This is a genomic window from Haliea sp. (genome assembly GCF_041395985.1).
Taxonomy (GTDB): Bacteria; Pseudomonadota; Gammaproteobacteria; order Pseudomonadales; family Halieaceae; genus Haliea.
The window spans coordinates 292587-313176 of record NZ_JAWKZJ010000003.1 but is presented as its reverse complement, the minus strand read 5'-3'; the positions used below and the strand labels follow the sequence as shown (position 1 = coordinate 313176).

The 20590-nt window shown below is 62.9% G+C and carries 15 protein-coding genes; 8 read left to right on the top strand and 7 right to left on the bottom strand.

Annotation, left to right across the window (positions count from 1 at the left end; translation table 11 throughout):
• Positions 1-17 precede the first annotated feature (17 nt).
• Both R3E49_RS07805 and R3E49_RS07800 read left to right on the top strand, forming a co-directional pair.
• Positions 18-1418: an ABC1 kinase family protein gene (locus R3E49_RS07805; protein WP_371294540.1), complete on the top strand. Its 1401-nt coding sequence runs from the start codon at positions 18-20 to the stop codon at positions 1416-1418.
• Entirely contained in the window at positions 1418-2740 is a 1323-nt protein-coding gene (locus R3E49_RS07800) for an ABC1 kinase family protein (RefSeq protein ID WP_371294539.1), read from the top strand. The genes R3E49_RS07805 and R3E49_RS07800 overlap by 1 nt, the downstream gene beginning before the upstream one ends.
• On the opposite strand, the gene nagA is transcribed toward R3E49_RS07800, so the two are convergent.
• The gene (gene nagA / locus R3E49_RS07795; RefSeq protein WP_371294538.1) at positions 2737-3912 is read right to left on the bottom strand and encodes an N-acetylglucosamine-6-phosphate deacetylase; all 1176 of its coding nucleotides are present in this window, start codon (positions 3910-3912) and stop codon (positions 2737-2739) included. The two genes, R3E49_RS07800 and nagA, sit on opposite strands and share 4 nt — an antisense overlap.
• A gap of 137 nt (positions 3913-4049) precedes the next feature.
• On the opposite strand from nagA, the gene R3E49_RS07790 reads away from it, so the two are divergent.
• Both R3E49_RS07790 and R3E49_RS07785 read left to right on the top strand, forming a co-directional pair.
• Positions 4050-6494 (top strand): penicillin acylase family protein, encoded by a 2445-nt coding sequence (locus R3E49_RS07790; RefSeq protein ID WP_371294537.1) that lies wholly within the window; start codon positions 4050-4052, stop codon positions 6492-6494.
• Positions 6495-6548: 54 nt separating this feature from the next.
• Positions 6549-8087 carry a cryptochrome/photolyase family protein gene (locus tag R3E49_RS07785; RefSeq protein WP_371294536.1) on the top strand — a complete coding sequence of 513 codons (1539 nt, stop codon included), beginning with the start codon at positions 6549-6551 and terminating at the stop codon, positions 8085-8087.
• Here the strand turns inward: R3E49_RS07785 and R3E49_RS07780 are convergent.
• Positions 8032-8184 (bottom strand): DUF2256 domain-containing protein, encoded by a 153-nt coding sequence (locus R3E49_RS07780; protein ID WP_371294651.1) that lies wholly within the window; start codon positions 8182-8184, stop codon positions 8032-8034. The two genes, R3E49_RS07785 and R3E49_RS07780, sit on opposite strands and share 56 nt — an antisense overlap.
• A gap of 22 nt (positions 8185-8206) precedes the next feature.
• Positions 8207-9541 carry a DASH family cryptochrome gene (locus tag R3E49_RS07775; RefSeq protein WP_371294535.1) on the bottom strand — a complete coding sequence of 445 codons (1335 nt, stop codon included), beginning with the start codon at positions 9539-9541 and terminating at the stop codon, positions 8207-8209.
• Positions 9542-9742: 201 nt separating this feature from the next.
• Here R3E49_RS07775 and R3E49_RS07770 point away from each other — a divergent pair, with 201 nt between their 5' ends.
• Genes R3E49_RS07770 through gdhA form a run of 4 tightly spaced genes read left to right on the top strand, consistent with a single transcriptional unit; the run spans position 9743 to position 14378 of the window.
• Positions 9743-10852 carry an NADH:flavin oxidoreductase gene (locus R3E49_RS07770; RefSeq protein ID WP_371294534.1) on the top strand — a complete coding sequence of 370 codons (1110 nt, stop codon included), beginning with the start codon at positions 9743-9745 and terminating at the stop codon, positions 10850-10852.
• Between the two features lie 12 nt (positions 10853-10864).
• Positions 10865-12319, top strand: coding sequence for a RimK family protein (locus R3E49_RS07765; protein ID WP_371294533.1), 1455 nt, complete (start codon positions 10865-10867; stop codon positions 12317-12319).
• Positions 12316-12987, top strand: coding sequence for a 2OG-Fe(II) oxygenase (locus R3E49_RS07760; protein ID WP_371294532.1), 672 nt, complete (start codon positions 12316-12318; stop codon positions 12985-12987). Before R3E49_RS07765 ends, R3E49_RS07760 begins: the two co-directional genes overlap by 4 nt.
• A gap of 32 nt (positions 12988-13019) precedes the next feature.
• Positions 13020-14378 carry an NADP-specific glutamate dehydrogenase gene (gene gdhA / locus R3E49_RS07755; protein ID WP_371294531.1) on the top strand — a complete coding sequence of 453 codons (1359 nt, stop codon included), beginning with the start codon at positions 13020-13022 and terminating at the stop codon, positions 14376-14378.
• A gap of 30 nt (positions 14379-14408) precedes the next feature.
• Here gdhA and R3E49_RS07750 read toward each other — a convergent pair whose 3' ends face one another.
• Genes R3E49_RS07750 through R3E49_RS07735 form a run of 4 tightly spaced genes read right to left on the bottom strand, consistent with a single transcriptional unit; the run spans position 14409 to position 20575 of the window.
• Positions 14409-16031 carry an ABC transporter ATP-binding protein gene (locus R3E49_RS07750; RefSeq protein ID WP_371294530.1) on the bottom strand — a complete coding sequence of 541 codons (1623 nt, stop codon included), beginning with the start codon at positions 16029-16031 and terminating at the stop codon, positions 14409-14411.
• Entirely contained in the window at positions 16028-17398 is a 1371-nt protein-coding gene (locus R3E49_RS07745; RefSeq protein WP_371294529.1) for an ABC transporter permease, read from the bottom strand. Before R3E49_RS07745 ends, R3E49_RS07750 begins: the two co-directional genes overlap by 4 nt.
• Before the next feature lie 13 nt (positions 17399-17411).
• The gene (locus R3E49_RS07740) at positions 17412-18389 is read right to left on the bottom strand and encodes an ABC transporter permease (protein WP_371294528.1); all 978 of its coding nucleotides are present in this window, start codon (positions 18387-18389) and stop codon (positions 17412-17414) included.
• 11 nt (positions 18390-18400) lie between these two features.
• Positions 18401-20575 (bottom strand): ABC transporter substrate-binding protein, encoded by a 2175-nt coding sequence (locus R3E49_RS07735; RefSeq protein ID WP_371294527.1) that lies wholly within the window; start codon positions 20573-20575, stop codon positions 18401-18403.
• Between the last annotated feature and the right edge of the window lie 15 nt (positions 20576-20590).

Here is a 20590-nt window from a genome sequence, read left to right as displayed (position 1 = left end):
CACTGCGTATCAGGCCCATGGGTAAACGTAAGCCAGCGTCATCTCTACGCAGCGGCGGTCTGGGTCGTGGTCTGTCCATGTCGTTGGCCGGTTTGCGCGCCGGCGGTGCGTTCGCCCTCGATGGCGCGCTTACCCGGCTCCGTGCCGGCGGAGAACAGCAGCCCGATGCGGGAGACTCGGAGTTCCTGCGCCGTGAGGCGCGTCGCTTCGTCGCCGAGTTGGGTCGCCTGAAGGGCACCTACGTGAAAATCGGGCAGATGTTCGCACTGCTCGGCGAGCACTTTCTGCCGCGTGCCCTGACCGAGGCCCTGCAGGAGCTCAACGCCGCCACCCAGCCGCTACCCTGGTCCGAGATTGGCCCTGCGCTGCGCGACAGCTTGGGCGCCCGCCTTGACGAACTCGATGTGGAACAGGAAGCCCTCGCTGCCGCCTCGCTGGCGCAGGTGCACCGGGCCACGGTGCGGGCCACAGGCGAGCGGATCTGTCTCAAGGTACAGTACCCGGGCCTGCGCGATGTGATTGACAGCGATTTCGATACGGTCGTGCGCATGCTGCTGCTGGCGCGCTGGCTGCCTGCCGGACGTCAGCTGGATGACTGGCTGGAGGCGATGCGGCTGCACCTGCACCATGAAATCGACTATGAGCGCGAGGCGCGCCTCGGCGATGCCATGGCACAGCACGTGCAGGGTGCGGCTGCGGCTGCGAACGCCTGCCGCTACCATGTGCCCCGTCGCTACGCGCGCTACTGCGCGGCAGACGTACTGGCGCTGGAATACATCGAAGGGCACCTGGTCACGGATACTGCGATCAGCGAACTGCCGCAGCGCCGACGTAATGCGCTCGGGCGCGCCATGCTGGATCTGTTTTTCCGCGAACTCTACGCCTGGGGCCTGCTGCAGACGGATCCGAACTTCGGCAACTACCTGATCCGCAGCGGGCCACGCAGCGACCAGCTGGTGTTGCTGGATTTTGGCTCGACACTCGAATGCGAGGCCACGTTTCTGCAGCACCTCGGGTGGGCCATTGCCGCCGGCCTGGAACAGGATCGCACGGCGCTGCTGGAAAGCCTCGTGGGCCTGGGATGCCTGAACGCGCGCAGTAGCGCCTATGCCCGCGATACGTTCACCGATTTCTGTTTTGCCTTGCTCGAGCCCCTGCGTTCCCCTGCACAGCTGCCCGCGGAGTACCTCAACGCGGACGGAGATTATTGCTGGGGCCGCTCCCAGTTGTTGCGCCGCGCAGGAAAACGCGCCGCCAGTTCTGCTGCGTCGCTGGATTTTGCCACGCCCTCCCGGGATTTCGCCCTCATTGCCCGCAAGCTCACAGGCGTTTTCACGTTCATCGCGGTACTTGACGCACAGTTTAACGGACACGATCTGGCCGCCGGGCATATTGCGCGCTGGCGGGAGGCAGGCTGATGGCAGAGCGTGACAAGGAACGTCCGGTTCCCGCCGGTCGCCTGCGGCGCCTGGCGGGTATGGCGCGACTTGCCGGCGGCGTGGCCGGTGGCATGCTGGCGGAGGGTGAGCGGCAGCTGCGCGCCGGCAAGCGGCCCAAAATGCGCGACATGCTGCTGACCCCGGGCAACGCGCGTCGCGTAACCCGCGAGCTGTCGCGCATGCGCGGCGCAGCCATGAAGCTGGGGCAGATCCTGTCCATGGATACCGGGGACTTTCTGCCCCGGGAGCTCGCCGAGATTCTTGCACGTCTGCGCGCGGACGCCGATGCCATGCCGCGATCACAGCTGGAGGCAGCATTGCAGAGTGCGTACGGCAAGCGCTGGGATCCTGCTCTCTACGATTTCCAGTGGCAGCCGCTGGCAGCAGCCTCCATCGGCCAGGTACACCGTATTCGGGCGCCGGACGGCCGTCCGGCAGTGCTGAAGATCCAGTATCCCGGTGTGGCGGACAGTATTGAGAGTGATGTCGACAACATCGCCAGCCTGCTGCGAGTGTCGGGACTGCTGCCGCGGCATCTGGACGTTGAGCCGCTGTTGGCGGATGTGCGTGTGCAGTTGCGGGAAGAGGCCGATTACCTGCGCGAGGCGAAATTCCTGCAGCGTTTTCGCGACGCGCTGTCTGAGGACACCAGGTTTGTGCTGCCTGAAGTGCTGCCCGACCTGACGCGGCGCACGGTTCTGGCCATGACCTATGTGGCGGGCGAGCCTATCGAGACCCTGGCGCTACAGCCCGCAGCGGAACGCGACCGGGTGATGACGGCGCTGCTTGAGCTACTGCTGACGGAGCTTTTCTCCCTGCGTCTGGTGCAGACAGACCCGAATTTTGCCAATTACCGGTACCGGGACAGCGACGGCGCGATCGTGCTGCTCGACTTTGGTGCCACGCGGCGCTTTCGCGCCGGTTTCGTGCGGGATTACGGCAAGCTGGCAGCGGCGGCCATGGCGGAGGACCGGGAAGGGCTGGCGCGTGCGGCACAGCGCGTCGGCTACGCCATGGGTGACCCCGGTTCGCATTACCGCGAGCTGGTGCTGGACATGCTCTTGCTGGCGCTGGAGCCGCTGCGGCACCCCGGTGCCTACGATTTTGGCGCGTCGGACATGCCGGCACGGCTGATGGAATTGGGCCAGTCTGTCACCGGGTTTCGCGATTTCTGGCAGGCACCACCGACGGACGCGATTTACTTCCACCGCAAGCTGGGCGGTTTGTTCATGCTGGCACACCGGCTGGGTGCGCGTGTCGATGTGGCTGCACTGATGGCACGGCACACTGGCACAGCCTAGGGGCTGCGGGGGTGGTCCTGGCGCACGCCGCCGAGCCAGGTGGCGCTCACCGTAAGTGCATCGTCCAGAAGGGCGATGTCCGCCCGGGCGCCCGCGCTGAGGTGACCCCGCGACGCGTCGCCCAGCAGTCTGGCCGGGTAGCATGACGCCATGCGCAGGCATTCATCCAGCGCCAGTCCCACAATCTGGTGACAGTAGCGCACTGCGTCCACAAGGCCGATGGCGCTGCCGGCGAGAGCGCCTTCGGCGTTGACCAGTCGGCCCTCACGCTCCTCGATGCGCTCGCCATACAGCGTGAACCAGCGTTGTTCGCTACCCACGGTCGCCATGGCATCGCTGACCAGGAACAGGCGCCCGGACCCGGCACAGCGCTGTGCGAGGCGAATGCTGGCAGGATGTACGTGGTGGCCATCGGCAATGATGCCCAGCCAGTCCGTGAGGCTTTCCAGCGCTGCTCCGGTGACGCCGGGTTCCCGTGCCAGCAGTGGACTCATGGCATTGAACAGGTGGGTGAAACCGCTGAGTCCTTCGCGCCGTGCTGCCTGCACCACCTCGTAACCGGCATCGCTGTGGCCGGCGAACACGGTTACACCGGCCTCGCACAATGTGCGGATTTGCCCCGGGGCCATAATTTCGGGTGCGACGGTGAGCAGGCAGCGCAGGTCTGACAGGCTGCACAGCCAGTCGATATCCGCCTGCGTGCAGCGCCGCAGGCGATCGCCGCGGTGCGTACCGCGCCGCGTTGCAGCGAAAAAGGGCCCTTCGATGTGCAGCCCGAGTACGCTCGCTGCAGCGGGGTTGTCGCCCGCCTGAACGGTGCGCACCGCGTCGGCGCCTGCGCGCAGAACGTCGGGCGCGTCACTGAGCAGGGTGGGCAGCACGGCGGTGGTGCCGTAGCGGCGATGGCTTGTGGCTATATGCAGCAGGCTGTCCACGGTGGGCGCGTTGTTGAACTGCACGCCGCCACCGCCGTTGACCTGAAGGTCGACAAAGCCGGGCACCAGCATGCCATCGGGTACGGTCTCGCGGGGCAGCTCGGGGGGCAGGCTGGCAATCGGCACCCGGTTGACGATGCGCTCTCCCGCGAGCAGCAGGGCACTGTCTTCATGCCAGCGCTCGCCGTCAAACAGGCGGGATACGCAGATCGCGCGATCGGTGCTGAAAGTGTTCATGCGGTGCGCTCCTGTCCCTGTTACGCCCCGAAATTTGAGCGTCGGTGTGCGCGAAACTAGCGTACATTAGTGTTATGCTCACAGCCACCCGGCGACGCCGTTAGCGCGTAATCTCAACCCATAATAAGAGGTTTTGCATGCCCTCACGTACTGTTCTCGCGGCGTCCCTGTGCATTGTGCTGGCTGCCTGTTCCGACTCCAGCGACCAGATTGCGCCACCGCCTCCGCCACCTGAACCGGAACTCACCTATTCTGCTGAAATCCGCCGCACTGAGTATGGCATACCGCACATCCGTGCAGAGGATTGGGGCAGCCTGGGCTACGGCTTCGGTTACGCCTACGCGCAGGATAACTACTGCGTAGCGATGCGTGAAATTGTCTTTGCCGCCGGCCGCTCAGCAGAGCTCATGGGGGAAGAGATGGGCAATGTCGAATCGGACTTCCTGTTTCGCTTTCTCAACGGTGACAAGGACGCTTTCGCCGAGGAGTTTGTCTCGGCCCTGCCACAGTTTGCCCGTGATCTCGCCGAGGGCTACAGCCGGGGCATGAATCGCTACCTGGAAGAAACCGGTCTCGATAACCTGCCCGAAGGCGATTATGGCTGTCGCAACGCCGACTGGGTATACCCCATCGACAGTGTGGACCTGTTCCTGTTCCTGCGCCGAGAGGCGCTGCGTGGCAGCTCGGAGCAGGGTTTGTTCCGGCGCGCGATTCTGGCCACCACAGGCCCTGATGAAGGTGCCGCACCCGCCCCTGATGCGCTGGACGATGCCGTGCGCGCGCTGCAGGATGCCGCCGTAGCGCTGCGCGATATTGACCGCGGCAGCAACGGTTTGGCCCTGGGTCGCGATGCCACCCGCAGTGGCAAGGGCATGTTGTTGGGAAATCCGCACCAACCCTGGTTCGGCAGCGGTGCCTGGTATCAGGCTCATCTGACGCTGCCGGGGGTGTACGATGTCGCCGGTGCTGCACTGCACGGCTTCCCCTTTATCGGTATTGGTTTCAACCGGGACGTGGCATGGACGCATACGGTGTCACTGGCCAACCGCTTCAGTCTCTACGAACTGAAGCTCAACCCCGACAACCCGCTGCAGTATGACTACGACGGTGAATGGCGAGACATCGTACCGCAGACCGTGACCATCCAGGTGCGCCAGCCTGATGGCAGCCTGCAGGATCGTGAGCAGGTCTTCTATGTGTCGCACTATGGCCCGGTGGTTAACCTGAAGGGGGTGACGTCGCTGTTGGACGGCTGGCCGATGTTCAACGGCTCTGTACTTGCGTTTCGCGATGCCAATATCCTCACCGGGATTCGCGGTATAGAACAGTGGATCACCAAGGGGCAGGCGGGCTCAATCGAAGAGTACGTTGATGCCCTCCAGAGCATCGGTAATCCGGTGTTCCATGAACTGGCGGCTGACCGGGCGGGCCAGGCGTTCTACGGCGAGCTGTCAGCGGTGCCCTTTGTCACCCAGGCCCAGCTCGATCGCTGTATCAACGGTGTGGTCGGGCCCCTGCTGGCGGCTGCGACCACCAACGTCATCCTGTCGCTGGACGGCTCCGATCCGGCCTGCGAGTGGGGTACGGACCCCGAAGCCCCACCGGGCAGCAACCTGTACGGTGGCTCCAGCCTGCCGCAGCTGCTGACCACAGACTATGTAGGCAACAGCAACAACAGTTACTGGCTGTCCGATGCCAACAATCCCCTGGAGGGCTTCCCGGTCATCATGGGGCCAGTCGGGTATGAGCGGCAGCAGCAGTTCCTGCGCACCCGCATTGGCCACATCATGGTGGAGGAGCGCAAGCAGGCCACCGATGGTCTGGATTCGGAGCCGCTGTTCAACCTGGAGACCCTCAAGGGCCTGATGTACGCAAACCGCGTTTATGGTGCGGAGGTCGTGCTGGATGACGTGCTGGCCATTTGCGCCACTGAGGCTGCCGCGCCGGTCCTGCAGGCCTGCAACGTCCTTGCCGGCTGGGATCGCCGGGTCAACGTGGACAGCCGGGGTGCACAGATTTTCACCGAGTTCTGGAAAGAGATCAGCGATGAACTCGGCAACAGGTTCCAGAACATTGTACAGAGTGACGAGTTCTGGGCAGTGGATTTCAATCCGGAGGATCCGCTTAACACGCCATCCGGCATTGACCTGGGCGTACCGGCCAACAGCGCGCGGGTGGTCAATGCACTGGCCGTGGCGGGCGAGAGGCTGGCAGCGGTCGGTGTGCCGCTGGACGCGCCCTGGGGCGAGGTGCAGGTACTGGAACGCAACGGTGTGCGTGTGCCTATCCACGGTGGCTCGGGCACCATGGGCGTGTATGGGGCCATCAGTGCGGCCTTGCGCGACACCGGCTATGTCAATCCGGGCAGCGGCAATTCCTATATCCAGGCGGTAACCTGGGACGATTCGGAGTGCCCCATTGCCGATGTGATCCTGGTTCCCTCGCAGTCCACCAATCCCGAATCGCCGCACTTTGCCGACCAGACCGAGCTCTATGCGAACAAACAGTGGGTGCGCTTCCCCTACTGCGAAGCGGATATCGCCGCCCAGCAGATTGGGGAGACATTGATTCTGCAGGAATAGCCCCGGAGCGCATCCGGGCGTGGTCCGTGCGCCACCCTGGTGCGTATTGTGTGCATGCCTGCATCGCGCCTTGTTCTCGTGCTGGGAGACCAGCTGTCCCTCGCCAACCCCGCTATCGCCAGCGCTGATCCCGGGAAGGATCTGTTGTTGCTGGCGGAAGTCGCTGAGGAAGCGAGTTACGTGCCACACAACCGGCACAAGATCGCGCTGATTTTCTCTGCGATGCGGCATTTTGCCGAGGAGCTGCGGGCGCGCGGTTTTCAGGTGCACTACATTCGCCTCGCGGACGGCGTGCCCTCCCTGCAGGCGGCGCTGGCGCAGGTGATGGAGCGCCACCCCTGCGCAACTGTGCGGGTCTGCGAGCCCGGTGAGTACCGGCTGCGCTTGGCCATGGCCGGGTGGCCGCAGGCGCTGGGTATCGAGCTGGAAATGCTGGAAGACAGCCGGTTTCTGGCCAGTCATGGCGAGTTTCGTGCATGGGCGCAGGGCCGCAAGCAGCTGCGGATGGAATACTTCTACCGTGACATGCGGCGCCGCTACGGCGTATTGCTGGAAACGGATGGGCAACCCGCGGGTGGTCGCTGGAACTACGATCAGGAAAACCGCGTTGGCTGGCGCCAGCAGCGCGAGATCCCGCAACGCCGCAGGCTTCAACAGTCTGCCCTGACCCGCGAGGTGCTCGCCGAGGTGGCAGAGGCTTTTCCCAGCAATCCCGGCGATCTGCAGCAGTTCAACTACGCCTGCACGGCCACAGAGGCCCGTAGCGAGTTCGACTGGTTTTTGCGGCACGCGTTGCCCGATTTCGGTAGGTATCAGGATGGGCTGACAGAGGCGTCGCCCTGGCTGTTTCACAGCAAGATTTCCATGTACCTGAATATCGGCCTGCTGGAGCCGCTGGAGCTGTGTCGCGATGTGGAGCAGGCGTGGCACGACGGCCACTGCAGCCTCTCTGCTGCAGAGGGCTTCATCCGCCAGATTCTCGGTTGGCGGGAATATGTGCGGGGCGTGTACTGGCTGCTGATGCCGGACTACGCCGAGGGTAACGGCCTGGACGCCCGGACGCCGTTGCCGGCGTTTTTCTGGAATGCTGAAACTGACCTGCGGTGTTTACAGCGCGCATTGGAACAGAGCCTTGATCTCGGTTACGCCCACCACATACAGCGTCTGATGGTCATCGGCAACTTCGCCCTGCTGGCAGGCCTGGACGTGAAGGCAGTGTGCGAGTGGTATCTGGCCGTCTACGTGGACGCCTTTGAATGGGTGGAACTGCCCAACACCCTGGGTATGGCCCTGCATGCCGATGGGGGTGTCATGGCCAGCAAGCCCTATGCGGCCAGTGGTAAATATATCCAGCGCCAGGGTGACCATTGCAAGGAGTGTCGCTACGCACCCTCACGCATGACTGGAGAGGGCGCCTGCCCCTACAACGCGCTGTACTGGCGTTTTATCGACCGCCACCTGGATGCGTTGTCGGAGAACCCGCGCATGGGCCTGATCACGGCGAACTGGCGCAAGCGCAGTGCCGCGGATCGCGAGGCTATCGTCGCCTGGGCCGATCAGGCTCTGCAGCAGCTGGTGGGTCCGCCAGACTGACGCTGTTGCGCCGGCTTGCGCAGCGTCGGGAGCAGTAGCGAACCTGTTCCCAATTGAGGCGCCAGCGCGCTCGCCACTGGAACGGCCTCGCACACACCGGGCACAGTTTGCTGGGGCGCTCAGCCCGGCCCACGGTCGCCCTCCGGTGCAGTCGGCATCAGGGGCCAGTCGGCGGCATCGGTCACGTACAGCGGCTGTTTTGGCCGCTGTCCGCCCCATTTGGTCGTGAAAAGCCCCTCCGGGTCGTGCTCTGCCGCCTGCTTCGCCTGGTTGAAGCGGCGCCCACCGCGCGGGTCGCAGCCGACTCCGGCGATGTACTGCCAATTGCCGTAGTTACTGCCCACATCGTAGTCGATGAGGTGCTTCTCAAAGAACGCGGCGCCGTAGCGCCAGTCCAGTCCCAGCTCGTGGATCAGGCAGCTGGCGCTGATCTGCCGACCGCGGTTACTCATCCAGCCGGTCGCCAGCAGCTGGCGCTGCAGTGCGTTGACCAGCGGAAAGTCAGTATCACCCTGGCACCAGCGGGCAAAGGCCCTTGGATCGAAGGTGCAGAAGCGATTGTTGCGCCCGGTTCCGAGTCCCTCAAATCGAAACAGCAGCTGCCGGTCCTCCAGGGCGCGCCAGTGAAAAAACTCACGCCAAAGCAGTTCAACGACCAGCCAGTGTGTAGACTCGTTGGCCCCCTGCGCGGCCTCGAAACGGTACACGGCGTGCGCGACTTCCCGCGGAGAGAGCGCGCCTCCGGCCAGCCAGGGCGAGAGGGTGCTGGAACCGGTCAGTGGATCCAGGCAATTCCGGGTTTCCTTGTAGCATGCGAGGGCCTGCTCACCGAACGTGAACTGCTGCAGTCTGCGTTGCCCGGCGCGGCTGCCACCGCGCAGCGGCAGGGCGGTGTGCGGCGCAACGGGTGCAGCGGGCAGCGGGGCGAAGGTCAGGCCCGCAGGTGGGGGCGGCAGTTGACCAGGGGCTTCCAGAGGGTGATCGACGGTCAGCGCTTCGACCGCCCTGCGAAACGGTGTGAACTGCATGGGCAGGTCTTCCAGTGCAAAGGGCAGTTGCTGGCGCCGGAACAGGGTGTTGCCACCGTGCACCTGCAACGGAATCGACAGGCGCTGGCGCACGCGCTCCAGCTGCTGATCCTCATACACGCCAGCGCAACGGCTGGTACCTACCCGGTCAATACGCCACTGGCGCACCAGCTCGGGCAACAGGGTCTCCGGCTGACCCTGGAGCACCAGCACGTCCTGCCCGAGGGGGCCGAGCTGTTCCCGCAGGTCCTGCAGGTGCTCCAGCGTGACACGCTGGCGCTGCTTGCCAATGCCGCGCAGATTGCACCACGGCCGGGGCTCCTGCCATATGTAGATCAGCAGGAGCTCTGTGGCTTCCGCATGGGCCATGAGCCCCGGGTTGTCCTGCAGACGCAGGTCGTTCTGTAGCCAGTAGAGTTCGCGCATGGTTCCGCCGTCTGGGTCTGTTCCCTGTGTACGCAGGCGGGGTCTACGCAGATTGAAAGCCTCTTCTGCACGTTTTGTCCGGGGCCTGCAGTGCAGGTCCGGGATACCGTGGTGGCCGCCATATTTGCTTTTTCGCGGCTGGTGTTGGGCTATCGGCTGGTATACGCTGCCGCGCAGGTTTGAATCCCCTCTGGAGCCCGTATGCCTGCGACCAACGCCCTTCTGCAACCCATCAACCTCGGTGGGCTTGCGCTGCGTAACCGGGTCGTGATGGCACCAATGACCCGCAATTTTTCCCCGGGGAATGTCCCGGGGGACGCGGTGGTAGAGTACTACCGTCGTCGTGCCGAGGGCGGTACAGGCCTGATTATTACCGAGGGTACCTGCGTGGGCCACATCGCGGCCAACGGCTACCCGGATGTACCCTATTTCCACGGTGAGGCGTCCCTGGCGGGCTGGCGGCGGGTTGCCGACGCCGTCCACGCCGAGGGTGGAAAAATAGCGCCGCAGCTGTGGCACGTGGGTGGCATGCGCAGCGCCGGAGTGATGCCCGAGGGCGATGTGCCGGGCTACACGCCCTCAGGTATGAATGTCCCGGGCAGGGTGAACCGGCATGCGATGACGCAGCAGGACGTCGACGACGTGGTTGCCGCATTCGCGCGGGCTGCTGCGGACGCCAAGGCCTGTGGTTTCGACGCCGTGGAGCTGCACGGCGCCCACGGGTACCTGATCGACCAGTTTTTCTGGGAGGGTACCAATCAGCGCGAGGATGCCTATGGTGGCAGCCTGGCAAAGCGTTCCCGCTTTGCGGTAGACATCATCCAGGCGGTGCGCCGCGCTGTCGGGGACGGCCTCCCGATCATCTTCCGCTTCTCGCAGTGGAAACAGCAGGATTTCAGCGCACGGCTGGTCAAGGGTCCCGCTGAGCTCGATGAGTTTCTGGCGCCGTTGACAGCGGCGGGCGTGGATATCTTTCACTGCTCGACGCGTCGCTTCTGGGAGCCGGAGTTCGCAGGCTCCACGCTCAACCTGGCCGGCTGGACCCGTAAACTCACTGGCAAGCCGACCATTACCGTGGGCAGTGTTGGCCTCAACGCGGACTTCATACCCAAACCCGGTGAAACCACGTTCCGGGAAGCGGAGCCTGCCAGTCTCGACGAGTTGTTGCGGCGGCTGGATGCGGGCGAGTTCGATTTGGTGGCAGTCGGCCGGGCGTTGATCGCCAACCCCGACTGGGTACAGCATGTCGCCGCGGACAACCTGGCGCAGGTGCGTGCCTTTCGTAAAGAAGATCTTGCAAGCCTCGCGTGAGGGGGATGCGCTATGTATAAAACCATTATTGTCGTTGATGAAGACGATTTCGCCCTGGCCTCGGATGAACTGGAGGTGGTCTCCTTCGAGCGCTACCTGGTCGACTTCCCCAAGCGCAATGAGCCCAAGACCCGCCTTATCAACCTGTGTGACACCGAGTACTACCTGAGCCGGGGATATTATTGTTCCCTGCTCGCGGAAGCGCGCCAGCACAAGGTGTTGCCCAGCGTCAGTGCAATCAACGATTTGCGTGACCTGACACTGGGGCCGGATGACGACGTCAATCTGACGGCATTTGACGTGGCCTCCCTGCAGGAAGGCGAGACGCGGGAGTTTCTCGCCTATTTTGGCTGGACCGAGGATGAGCGCTGGCGCAAGTCCGTGCGCAATCTGTTTGAGCGCTACCCGGCACCGATACTGCGGTTTCGTCTGGCGCTGGAGAACGGCAGCCCCCGCCTGACCGTGCGCCGCCACGGATACACACACCTTACCGATGTCGAGCGCGGCCTGTTCCAGCAGCGCCTGAAGACCTTTACCGAACAGGTGTGGCGTACCTCGTCGAATCGCAAGCCCCTGCGCTGGGATCTGGCAATTCTGGTCAACCCCGACGAGGCCATTCCGCCCAGCGATGCCGAGGCGATCAAGCGCTTTATCAAGGCCGCGGCGAAGCTGGGAATGCACGCAGAAACCATCACCGCACAGCAGGCCGGCCAGATCGCGCAGTACGATGCGCTGTTTATCCGCGAGACGACGGCAATTGACCACCATACTTACCGGCTGGCGCGCAAAGCAGAGCGTGAGGGCCTCGTGGTGATTGATGACTCGGCGTCGATTCTGCGCTGCTGTAACAAGGTGTTCCTGCACGACGCGTTCAGCTATCACCGGGTGCCCTCCCTGAAAACGCGCACGGTGATTGGTACGTCGGAAGCCGAGCTGGATGAGATCGAAGCCCAGTTCAGTTACCCCTGCATTCTGAAGTTGCCCGAAGGCGCCTTCTCCAAGGGCATCTACAAGGTCGCAAACCGGGAGGAACTGGCCCACCGGCTGCGGGAATTGCTCAGTAATACTGCGCTGGTGCTGGTGCAGGAGTACATGTACACCGATTTCGACTGGCGTGTGGGAGTGCTCGCAGGACGGGCTATCTATGCCTGCCGTTACCACATGGCGCGGGATCACTGGCAGATCTACAACCACGGCGCGAAACGCTTTTCCTCAGGTGGTTTCGAAACCCTGCCCACCTTCGAGGTCCCCAAAGTGGTGCTGGACGCGGCCCTGAAGGCATCGCGTGTGGTCGGCAAGGGGTTATACGGCGTGGATATCAAACAGAAGGGGCAACAGGTCTACGTGATGGAGGTGAATGATAACCCCAGCATTGAGCACGACGTGGAGGATGCCTATCTCGGCAAGGAACTGTACATGTTGATCATGGCAGAGTTTCAGCAGCGTCTGGAGCAGCGCGGCCGGTGAGTGCCCTAGTCGTCCACACGGCCGAGGCCACGCCGCTCGTCGACCCGCAACTGTTCGTACGCATTGCCGGAGACCTGCGTGATCGCGGCTACAGCGTCTGCCCGGGCGCCTTGCCGCTGGCGCTTGCCGGGGGCCTGCTGGACCACCTGCATACGATGAGCGCAGCGCGTTTCACTGCGGCCGGCGTTGGACGCGAGAACGACCACACACTGAACAGTTTCGTGCGCACCGATGCGATCTGCTGGATCAACGGCGAGTCATCCGCCGGGCGGGCGTGGTTGGCGTGGGCCGAGGCACTGCGTGAATCCTTGAACCGGGAGCTGTTACTCGGCCTGTTTTCCTTTGAAAGTCATTTTGCGCACTACCGCCCCGGGGATTTCTACCGCAAGCACGTGGACGCTTTTCGCGGTGAGGCCAACCGGGTGTTGTCCGTGGTTGCCTATTTGAATCCGGGTTGGCAAGGCGACAATGGGGGGGAGCTACGCCTGTTTACCGGCACCGACGACGAAGCCGCGCTGTTGGTGCAGCCGCTGCATGGCACTGTGGTGGTGTTTCTCAGCGAGGACTTTCCCCACGAAGTGCTGCCGGCCAACCGCGACCGATATTCCATTGCCGGGTGGTTTCGGGTGAACGGGTCCACGGCGACCCGGGTCGACCCGCCGCGATAACCGCCGGTGTACCACACACAGGAGCCACGACAGTGAACGCACAGCACGCTGACGCATTACAGAGTTTCATGGAAGAAATCGAGCGCCGTAATCCGGGAGAGCCAGAGTTCGCGCAGGCCGTACACGAAGTGGCCATGGATATTGTGCCCTATATTGCGGACAAGCCCGTTTACCAGGAGCTGAAAATCCTGGAGCGGATGGCGGAGCCGGACCGCATTGTCACCTTCCGCGTTGTCTGGGAGAACGATCACGGTGAGATCTGCGTTAACCGCGGCTTTCGCGTGCAGCAAAACAATGCCATCGGCCCTTACAAGGGCGGCATTCGCTTCCACCCCTCGGTGAACCAGTCGGTATTGAAGTTTCTCGCCTTCGAGCAGGTGTTCAAGAACAGCCTGACCGGCCTGCCCATGGGCGGCGGTAAGGGAGGCGCCGATTTCGATCCCAAAGGCAAGAGCGAGCGCGAGATCATGCGGTTCTGTCAGGCATTCATGACCGAACTCTACAAACATATCGGCCCCAACACCGATGTGCCCGCCGGAGACATCGGCGTGGGAGGGCGCGAGGTGGGCTACATGTTCGGCCAGTACAAACGCATCGTGAACCGCTTCGAGGGTGTGTTGACCGGCAAATCACTGGAGTTTGGCGGCAGCCGGATTCGTGCGGAAGCGACCGGTTACGGCGCTGTGTACATGATGGAGGAAATGCTCTCCCACCATAAGGAGAGCATCGAGGGTAAAACCTGCCTGCTGTCCGGTGCCGGTAATGTGGCCACCTACTGTGCAGAAAAGTTGATAGGCATGGGCGGTAAGGTGGTAACCATGTCGGACTCGGGTGGCTTCATCCACGACCCGGGGGGGCTGACCCACGAGAAACTGCAGTGGATCATGGAGCTGAAGAACCGGCGTCGCGGACGCATCGAGGAGTACGCCAGAGAGTTCTCCGGTGCGACCTTTCACGCGGACGAGCGCCCCTGGAAAGTGCCCTGTGACCTGGCGTTCCCCTGCGCCACGCAGAATGAAATCACTGCGGATGATGCCAGGCAGCTGGTGGAAAATGGCTGCCGTGGCATCTCCGAGGGCGCCAACATGCCGGCAACGACGGAAGCAATTCGGGTGATTCAGGGGGCCAAAAATGTGCTGCATGCCCCGGGCAAGGCGGCCAACGCCGGCGGAGTGGCCGTGTCCGGCCTGGAGATGAGCCAGAACAGCCTGCGGCTGCAATGGAGCCGGGCCGAGGTCGACCAGCATCTGCGCAGCATCATTCGCGGCATCCACGACCAGTGCGTGGAGTTTGGCACTGCGGCGGACGGCCACGTGGACTACTTCAAGGGCGCCAATATCGCCGGGTTCAACAAAGTGGCGGCCGCGATGATCGCCTACGGAGTCATGTAAGGCGCCGCACCGCGGCGGACCCGCAGATCCTCAGACCCTTGGCACGGCGGCCAGCAGTGTCCGGGTGTAGGGGTGCTCGGGCGCGGTGAGAATCTGCTCTGCGGTACCCTGTTCCACCAGTTTGCCTCGCTGCATCACACCCACCTTGTGGGCGAGTCCGGGAACGATAGAGAGATCGTGTGTGATGAACAGGTAAGAGACACCGAATTCGCGCTGCAGCTCTGCCAGCAGGTCCAGCACCTCAGCGCGAATTGACACGTCCAGCGCGCTGGTCGGCTCGTCGCAGATGATCAGCTCCGGATTCACCGCAAGGGCGCGGGCGATCGCGATGCGTTGCAACTGGCCGCCGGAAAATTCATGCGGATAGCGATGGGCGTGCTCCGCAGCGAGCTGCACCCGCTCCAGTAGCCGCTGAATGCGCTCCTTGCGTTCTTCCGGGGAGAGCGCCAGACCGAGGCTGATCATGCCCTCGGCAATGATGTCGCCTACGGTCATACGTGGATTCATGGACGAAAACGGATTCTGGAAAATCACCTGTATCTGCTTGCGGTAGGGCAGCATGGCGCTGCGCCCCAGACCACCTATGGTCTCGCCCTGGAAGCGGATTGCACCCCCCGCGATCGGCTCCAGGTTGAGCACCGCACGTCCCAGCGTGGACTTGCCACTGCCGGATTCACCGACCAGGGCATAGGTTTCACCGCGCCCGATGGCGAGGGATACCCCGTCGACGGCGCGGGTGTGGTCAACCACCCGCTGCAGCAGTCCACGGCGAATGGGAAACCAGACCTTCACATCCTCAAGCTCCAGCAGCGGCGCCTCGGCAGCCGCTTCGCGGAAATGGGTCAGGTCCGGCAGGGCATCGATCAGGCGCCGGCTGTAAGCCTGCTTCGGGTTGTGGAAAAAATCTTCCACGCTGGCGCGTTCAATCAGCTCTCCGCGATACATGACCGCAACGTCGTCGGCGGTATTCTTGACCACACCCATGTCGTGGGTAATCAGCAGAACTGCGAGTTGCCTTGAGCGTGTGAGTTCGCGTATCAGGTTCAGCACTTGCAGCTGGATGGTAACGTCCAGTGCCGTAGTAGGCTCGTCGGCGATCAATACATCGGGCTCACAGGCCAGGGCCATGGCGATCATGACCCGCTGCTGTTGCCCACCGGACAGTTGGTGAGGAAAGAAGTCGAAGCGCTGCTCGGGGTCGGGAATGCCGACTTCGTGGAACAGCGAAACTACGCGCTCACGCAGAGCCGCGCCCCGTAGGCGCGTGTGCAGGCGCAGTGTTTCGGCAACCTGCCTGCCCACAGTCTGCACAGGGTTCAGGGCACTCATCGCGTTCTGGAAGATCATCGCCACACGGCGCCCGCGGACTTCCTGCATGCGCGCTTCGGACAATCCAAAGAGATCCTGCCCCGACACCTCCACGCTGCCGCCGCTGATGCGCAGCGCATCCGGCAACAGGCGCATGGCGGCCAGGGACGTGACCGACTTGCCGCTGCCGGATTCGCCGACCAGCGCAAAAACCTTGCCGGCCTGCAGTTCAAAGCTGATGCCCTTGACGATCGCCTCGCCGGTCTCGGCCAGGGTGACCGTGAGGTCCTGGACCCGCAGGCAGACGGTGCCCGCTGCAGGCTGCGTTTGGCGTTCCCTGCTCATGCGCTTGCCCTCCGCAGGCTGGTGCGCGGGTCGAAGGCATCGCGTACCAGGTCCGAAAACAGGTTGGCGGCCAGCACCAGAACAAACATGAAAAAGAACGCGCCGGTGAGCGTCCACCAGATGGTGGGTTCCCGCGACAGCTCTGACCGCGCACCGTTGATCATGTTGCCCCAGCTGCCCATGGAGGGGTCGACACCGACACCGATATAGGACAGCACGGCCTCGGCGAGAACCAGTGCACTGAAGTCGAGTACGAACGTGATGAGAATGATGTGCACGACGTTGGGCAGGACATGCCGACCCAGAATACGGCTGTGGCTGACGCCGAAGGCGTGCGCTGCCTGTACGTAGCCGAGCTGGCTGATCTTCAGAGTCTCCGCACGAATCAGCCGACACAGTGTCGACCAGCTCGTCACCCCCAGGATGAAGCACAGGGCGATGAACTTGGCATCCGCCTTTTCCATGCCCACGGCAAAGAAATCCGGGTTCAGATCGATGTAGACCTGGAACAGCAACACGGAGGCGGCAATCAGCAGAATCCCGGGAATGGAGCTCAAGGTGGTGTAGAGATACTGCACGACATCGTCAACCCAGCCCTTGAAGTAACCGGCCATGACGCCCAGCGTGACCGCGATCGGCAGCATGATCAGTGTGGCCAGGGTGCCCAGCAGCACACCGGTGCGAATACCCTTGAGTGACTGGAACAGCACGTCTGCGCCGCCCTGGTCCGTGCCGAGAATATGGTAATGGCGACTGAGGCTCACCATCCACACGGCGCTGCACAGAATCACCGCCTGTGTCGTCCACGACGCCAGCCAGGGGAAGCGACTGCCGCGCAGCAGCAGCCACTGTGGCGTGATCACCAGTGCGCAGAGCAGCAGGCCCCAGAGTAGTGCGCGGACACTCTTGCCCAGTATATCGGCGGCGCGTTCGTCGGGGTGGCTGAGGTGCTGTCCGGCATGGCGCAGGGGCGGGAAATCACGGATGTCGCGCCCGTCCGCGTCCTTGATATTCTCCTTTTCAAAGGATAACAGTGCAAAAGGCGCGGAGTAGGTGCGCTCGAAACGCTCCCCCATACCGCCAGTGAGCACGTCGAAGACGCTCGTAACCTTGTTGTCGTAGAACACCTCTTCGGTGGCGAGGCTCTCCGGGTTTTCCAGTGCGCGCCGGAAATGCAGGGAGTCGAGCAGGGCCACCATGATATAGGCGGCGATGACTGTAAACGCCACCATGCCCAGTCGCGAGCTGAAGACCTCCGCCCAGCGCTCCCGGGTTTGTGGGTCACGTCGCAGGCGCCAGAAAAACAGGGTCAGTGAGATCACCAGCAGGAAGATCAGCGCATCGGACCAGAGGATAACGGGTTTCATCGTTGTCAGGCCCTCAGGACAGCCGTACCCGGGGATCGGCCCAGGTATAGGAAATATCAGTTAACAGCAGGCCGATGATGTACAGAATAGAGCCGATAAACACCATGCTGCGCACGATGGCGAAGTCCTGGGAGTTGATGGCGTCCAGCATGTAGCTGCCAAGGCCGGGTATGCCGAAGAACGATTCAATCAACAGGCTGCCCATAAAGAGTGAGGGAATCAGTACCACCACACCAGTGAGAATGGGTATCAGCGCGTTGGGCAGGATATGCCGGAACAGGATAGACAGCTCGCTGCAGCCCTTGGCACGGGCGGTGCGGACGTAATCCTGGTTCGCCTCCTCGAGGAACAGTGTGCGGTACCAGCGGGCGCCGGCGCCGATGCCCGCCACCACGCCCACCAGTACGGGGAGGATGAGGAACTTCCACACCTGGCCCTCCGTATGAAACCCGGATATCGGCACCAGGCGCCAGGTTTTGGCTACCAGGAACTGCCCGCCGATAATGTAGAACAGGTAGGAAATCGACATCAGCGCGACAAAGACAAATACGGCGCCGCGGTCCAGCCGGGTGCCGCGGAACATGACCACCATCAGCGCCACGCAGATGTTGACGCCAATACCGACCAGAAAGGTGGGCAGGGCGACGGCGAGGCTGGGCCACATCCGGGTGGCGACATCCGTGGTGATGTCCCGGCCGCTTTCCGAACGGCCAAAGTCAAAGGCGAACAGCCGCACGGACTTGTCGAAGAAAATGGTATCGGTAAGCTGCGCCACGCCCGCTGCGTCCGGGTTCAGGAACAGGGGTTTGTCATAGCCGTTCTTCTGCTTCCAGTTCTCGATAGCCTCGGGGGTGACGTATTTGTCGCCGAGTTGGGAAGCTGCCATGTCATCGGGCGAGTTGACCACGAAGAACAGGGTGAAGGTGAGCAGGTTGACGCCCACCAGGATCGGGATGGCATAGATCAGGCGGCGCACGATATAGGCAAACATGGTCGCTCCTGTTATTGGCGGGCCGTCGCGCGCAGGCGACGGCGATAGGCGATAATGCCGGGAAGCAGCAGTGCCACCAGCAGCGCGCTCATGGCATACAACGGCCAGATCACGGGCTGGTTCCACTCCTCGCGCTTGCGCTCGCGCAGGTCATCGTCAATGCGCACGTACTTGAGGGTGTTTTTGGAAATGCCGTGGCGTTTGTTGTTGTGTACCCAGGGGTTATTCAGGTAGATGTCCTTCGGGTAAAAGCCGTACAGCCAGACGGCGTCCTCGCGGTAGAGGTCGACCATGCGCGCGACCAGCGCATCCCGTTCCTCGCCGGCAGGAAGAACGCGCATCTGGCGGAACAGGTCGTCGTATTCGGGGCGCTCGTAACTCGCATTGTTGGCCCCATCGCAATTGCAGATCAGCGGACTTTCCGGTCCGTAGAGGAGAAACAGGAAGTTCTCCGGGTCCGGGTAGTCGGCCAGCCAGCCGTGGGAAAAAATCTGTGTGTTGCCCGTCAGCAGTTTTTCGCGGGTGCGGTTCCAGTCAGCCGGGCGGTATTCGACCTGCACACCAATGCGGCCGAAAGCGCGGTCCATCCAGTTCATGCTGGTGCTGGAGATGGCCTGGCTCTGCACGTCAATGAAGATCTTCAGCGGCTCCCCGGTGCGCGCATCGCGACCGTTCGGGTAGCCGGCCTCGGTCAGCAGCTGTTTTGCGTGCTCAATTGACTTGCGCTTGGGTGCGCCGTCTACCCAATCGTACACGTAAGGGTTGATGCCGGCCTCGCCTTCGACAAAACCCGGTATGCCTGGCGGTATCGGCGACTGGGCAGCAATGCCGTTGCCCTTGTAGAAGATGTTGAGGTATTCCTCGGTATCGAAGGCAATCTGCAATGCACGGCGCAGTTTCCGGCGCTCCTCGGTGTAGCCGCCGAGCACCGGGTCGCGCATGTTGAAACCGTAATAATAGATCGCCGGTTTGACATCGGGCGATACCGTGATGCCATGGTTGGCCAGTTCCGCACCCAGTTCCACCCCATTCGGGCCGACCACGAAGGCCTGGTCAAACACCCGGTTGGTGTTGCCGTGGCTTTCACCCGAGCGGTCGTAGTAGCCCTGCAGGAACTTGGTCCACAGAGACAGCACTTCCTTTTCCAGCCGGAACACCGCGCGGTCAATCAGCGGCAGACGCTTGCCCGCATCTTCCAGCAGCCCCTGCTCGGCGTCTCCCGGCGCGCCCTCGGTGGGGAAATAGTCCTCGCGGAAGTTCGGGTTGCGCTCCAGAACGATTTCACTGTTCGGGTCATTCTTCACCATCATGAACGGCCCGCTGCCTACCGGCCACCAGTCCAGGGTCAGGTTGCGGTCCAAAAAGCCCGGATTGTGGAAAAAGCGGTCCACCTCTGGCGCGATCGGCGAGAAAAAGTGCATGGCCAGCCAGTAGCTGAATTGCGGGTAGCGTCCCTTGATGGTGATGCGGAAGGTGCGCTCGTCAACTACTTCCAGACCGTCCATCGGATAGTCGTCCAGGTTGACCCAGCCGTCCCGCGGCACGTCTTTCAGGCGTGCCGAGAAGTCCTCCATACCGACAATGTACTGGGCCATGAAGCCGAGCATGGGTGAGGCATTGAACGGGTCCGCGAGGCGTTTGATGGCGTAGACGTAGTCGTTGGCGGCTACCGGCCGCGAACCCAGCTCCGGAAAATCGCTGATCTGGCGATACGGGCGGCTTTCGCTGGCGTCCTCGAACAGGTAGTGCGGCGCGCCACGGTCGTCCACGGCAAAGGCCGGGTGTGGCTGGTAGCGCGCATCGGCGCGCACGGTCAACGCATACACCGAGTAGGCGACGTCCTCTGCCTCCGGGTCAATAATCTCGCCTTCGGCGTTGATATAGGTAATCTGAGGGAAATCCTCAACGCCCAGGGGCAACAGTTCATAGGGCCGCTTGAGGTAGTGGTAGCCCATGGGGGGTTCATAGATCTGCATCAGGAACAGCGACTCATCGGACGCGTAGGACAGTGCCGGGTCCAGATGCTTGGGCGGCAGTGGTGTCATCACCGACTGGTAGGTAACAAGGCCCGGCGGGCTCTCCGGGTTGGGGTTATTCCAGGGGCCGTCGGTACAGCCGGCCAGGAGCGCGGCGCTGGTCAGCAGCAGTGCAGCGCGCGTGCGCGGTGCGGCGAGTCTGGAGAGCATACGGGAGGATCCCTG

Bases quoted from the DNA above. Each gene is read 5' to 3' on its own strand.
- R3E49_RS07805 (WP_371294540.1), top strand. From the start codon at position 18: ATGGGTAAACGTAAGCCAGCGTCATCTCTACGCAGCGGCGGTCTGGGT.
- R3E49_RS07800 (WP_371294539.1), top strand. From the start codon at position 1,418: ATGGCAGAGCGTGACAAGGAACGTCCGGTTCCCGCCGGTCGCCTGCGG.
- nagA (WP_371294538.1), bottom strand. From the start codon at position 3,912: ATGAACACTTTCAGCACCGATCGCGCGATCTGCGTATCCCGCCTGTTT.
- R3E49_RS07790 (WP_371294537.1), top strand. From the start codon at position 4,050: ATGCCCTCACGTACTGTTCTCGCGGCGTCCCTGTGCATTGTGCTGGCT.
- R3E49_RS07785 (WP_371294536.1), top strand. From the start codon at position 6,549: ATGCCTGCATCGCGCCTTGTTCTCGTGCTGGGAGACCAGCTGTCCCTC.
- R3E49_RS07775 (WP_371294535.1), bottom strand. From the start codon at position 9,541: ATGCGCGAACTCTACTGGCTACAGAACGACCTGCGTCTGCAGGACAAC.
- R3E49_RS07770 (WP_371294534.1), top strand. From the start codon at position 9,743: ATGCCTGCGACCAACGCCCTTCTGCAACCCATCAACCTCGGTGGGCTT.
- R3E49_RS07765 (WP_371294533.1), top strand. From the start codon at position 10,865: ATGTATAAAACCATTATTGTCGTTGATGAAGACGATTTCGCCCTGGCC.
- R3E49_RS07750 (WP_371294530.1), bottom strand. From the start codon at position 16,031: ATGAGCAGGGAACGCCAAACGCAGCCTGCAGCGGGCACCGTCTGCCTG.
- R3E49_RS07745 (WP_371294529.1), bottom strand. From the start codon at position 17,398: ATGAAACCCGTTATCCTCTGGTCCGATGCGCTGATCTTCCTGCTGGTG.
- R3E49_RS07740 (WP_371294528.1), bottom strand. From the start codon at position 18,389: ATGTTTGCCTATATCGTGCGCCGCCTGATCTATGCCATCCCGATCCTG.
- R3E49_RS07735 (WP_371294527.1), bottom strand. From the start codon at position 20,575: ATGCTCTCCAGACTCGCCGCACCGCGCACGCGCGCTGCACTGCTGCTG.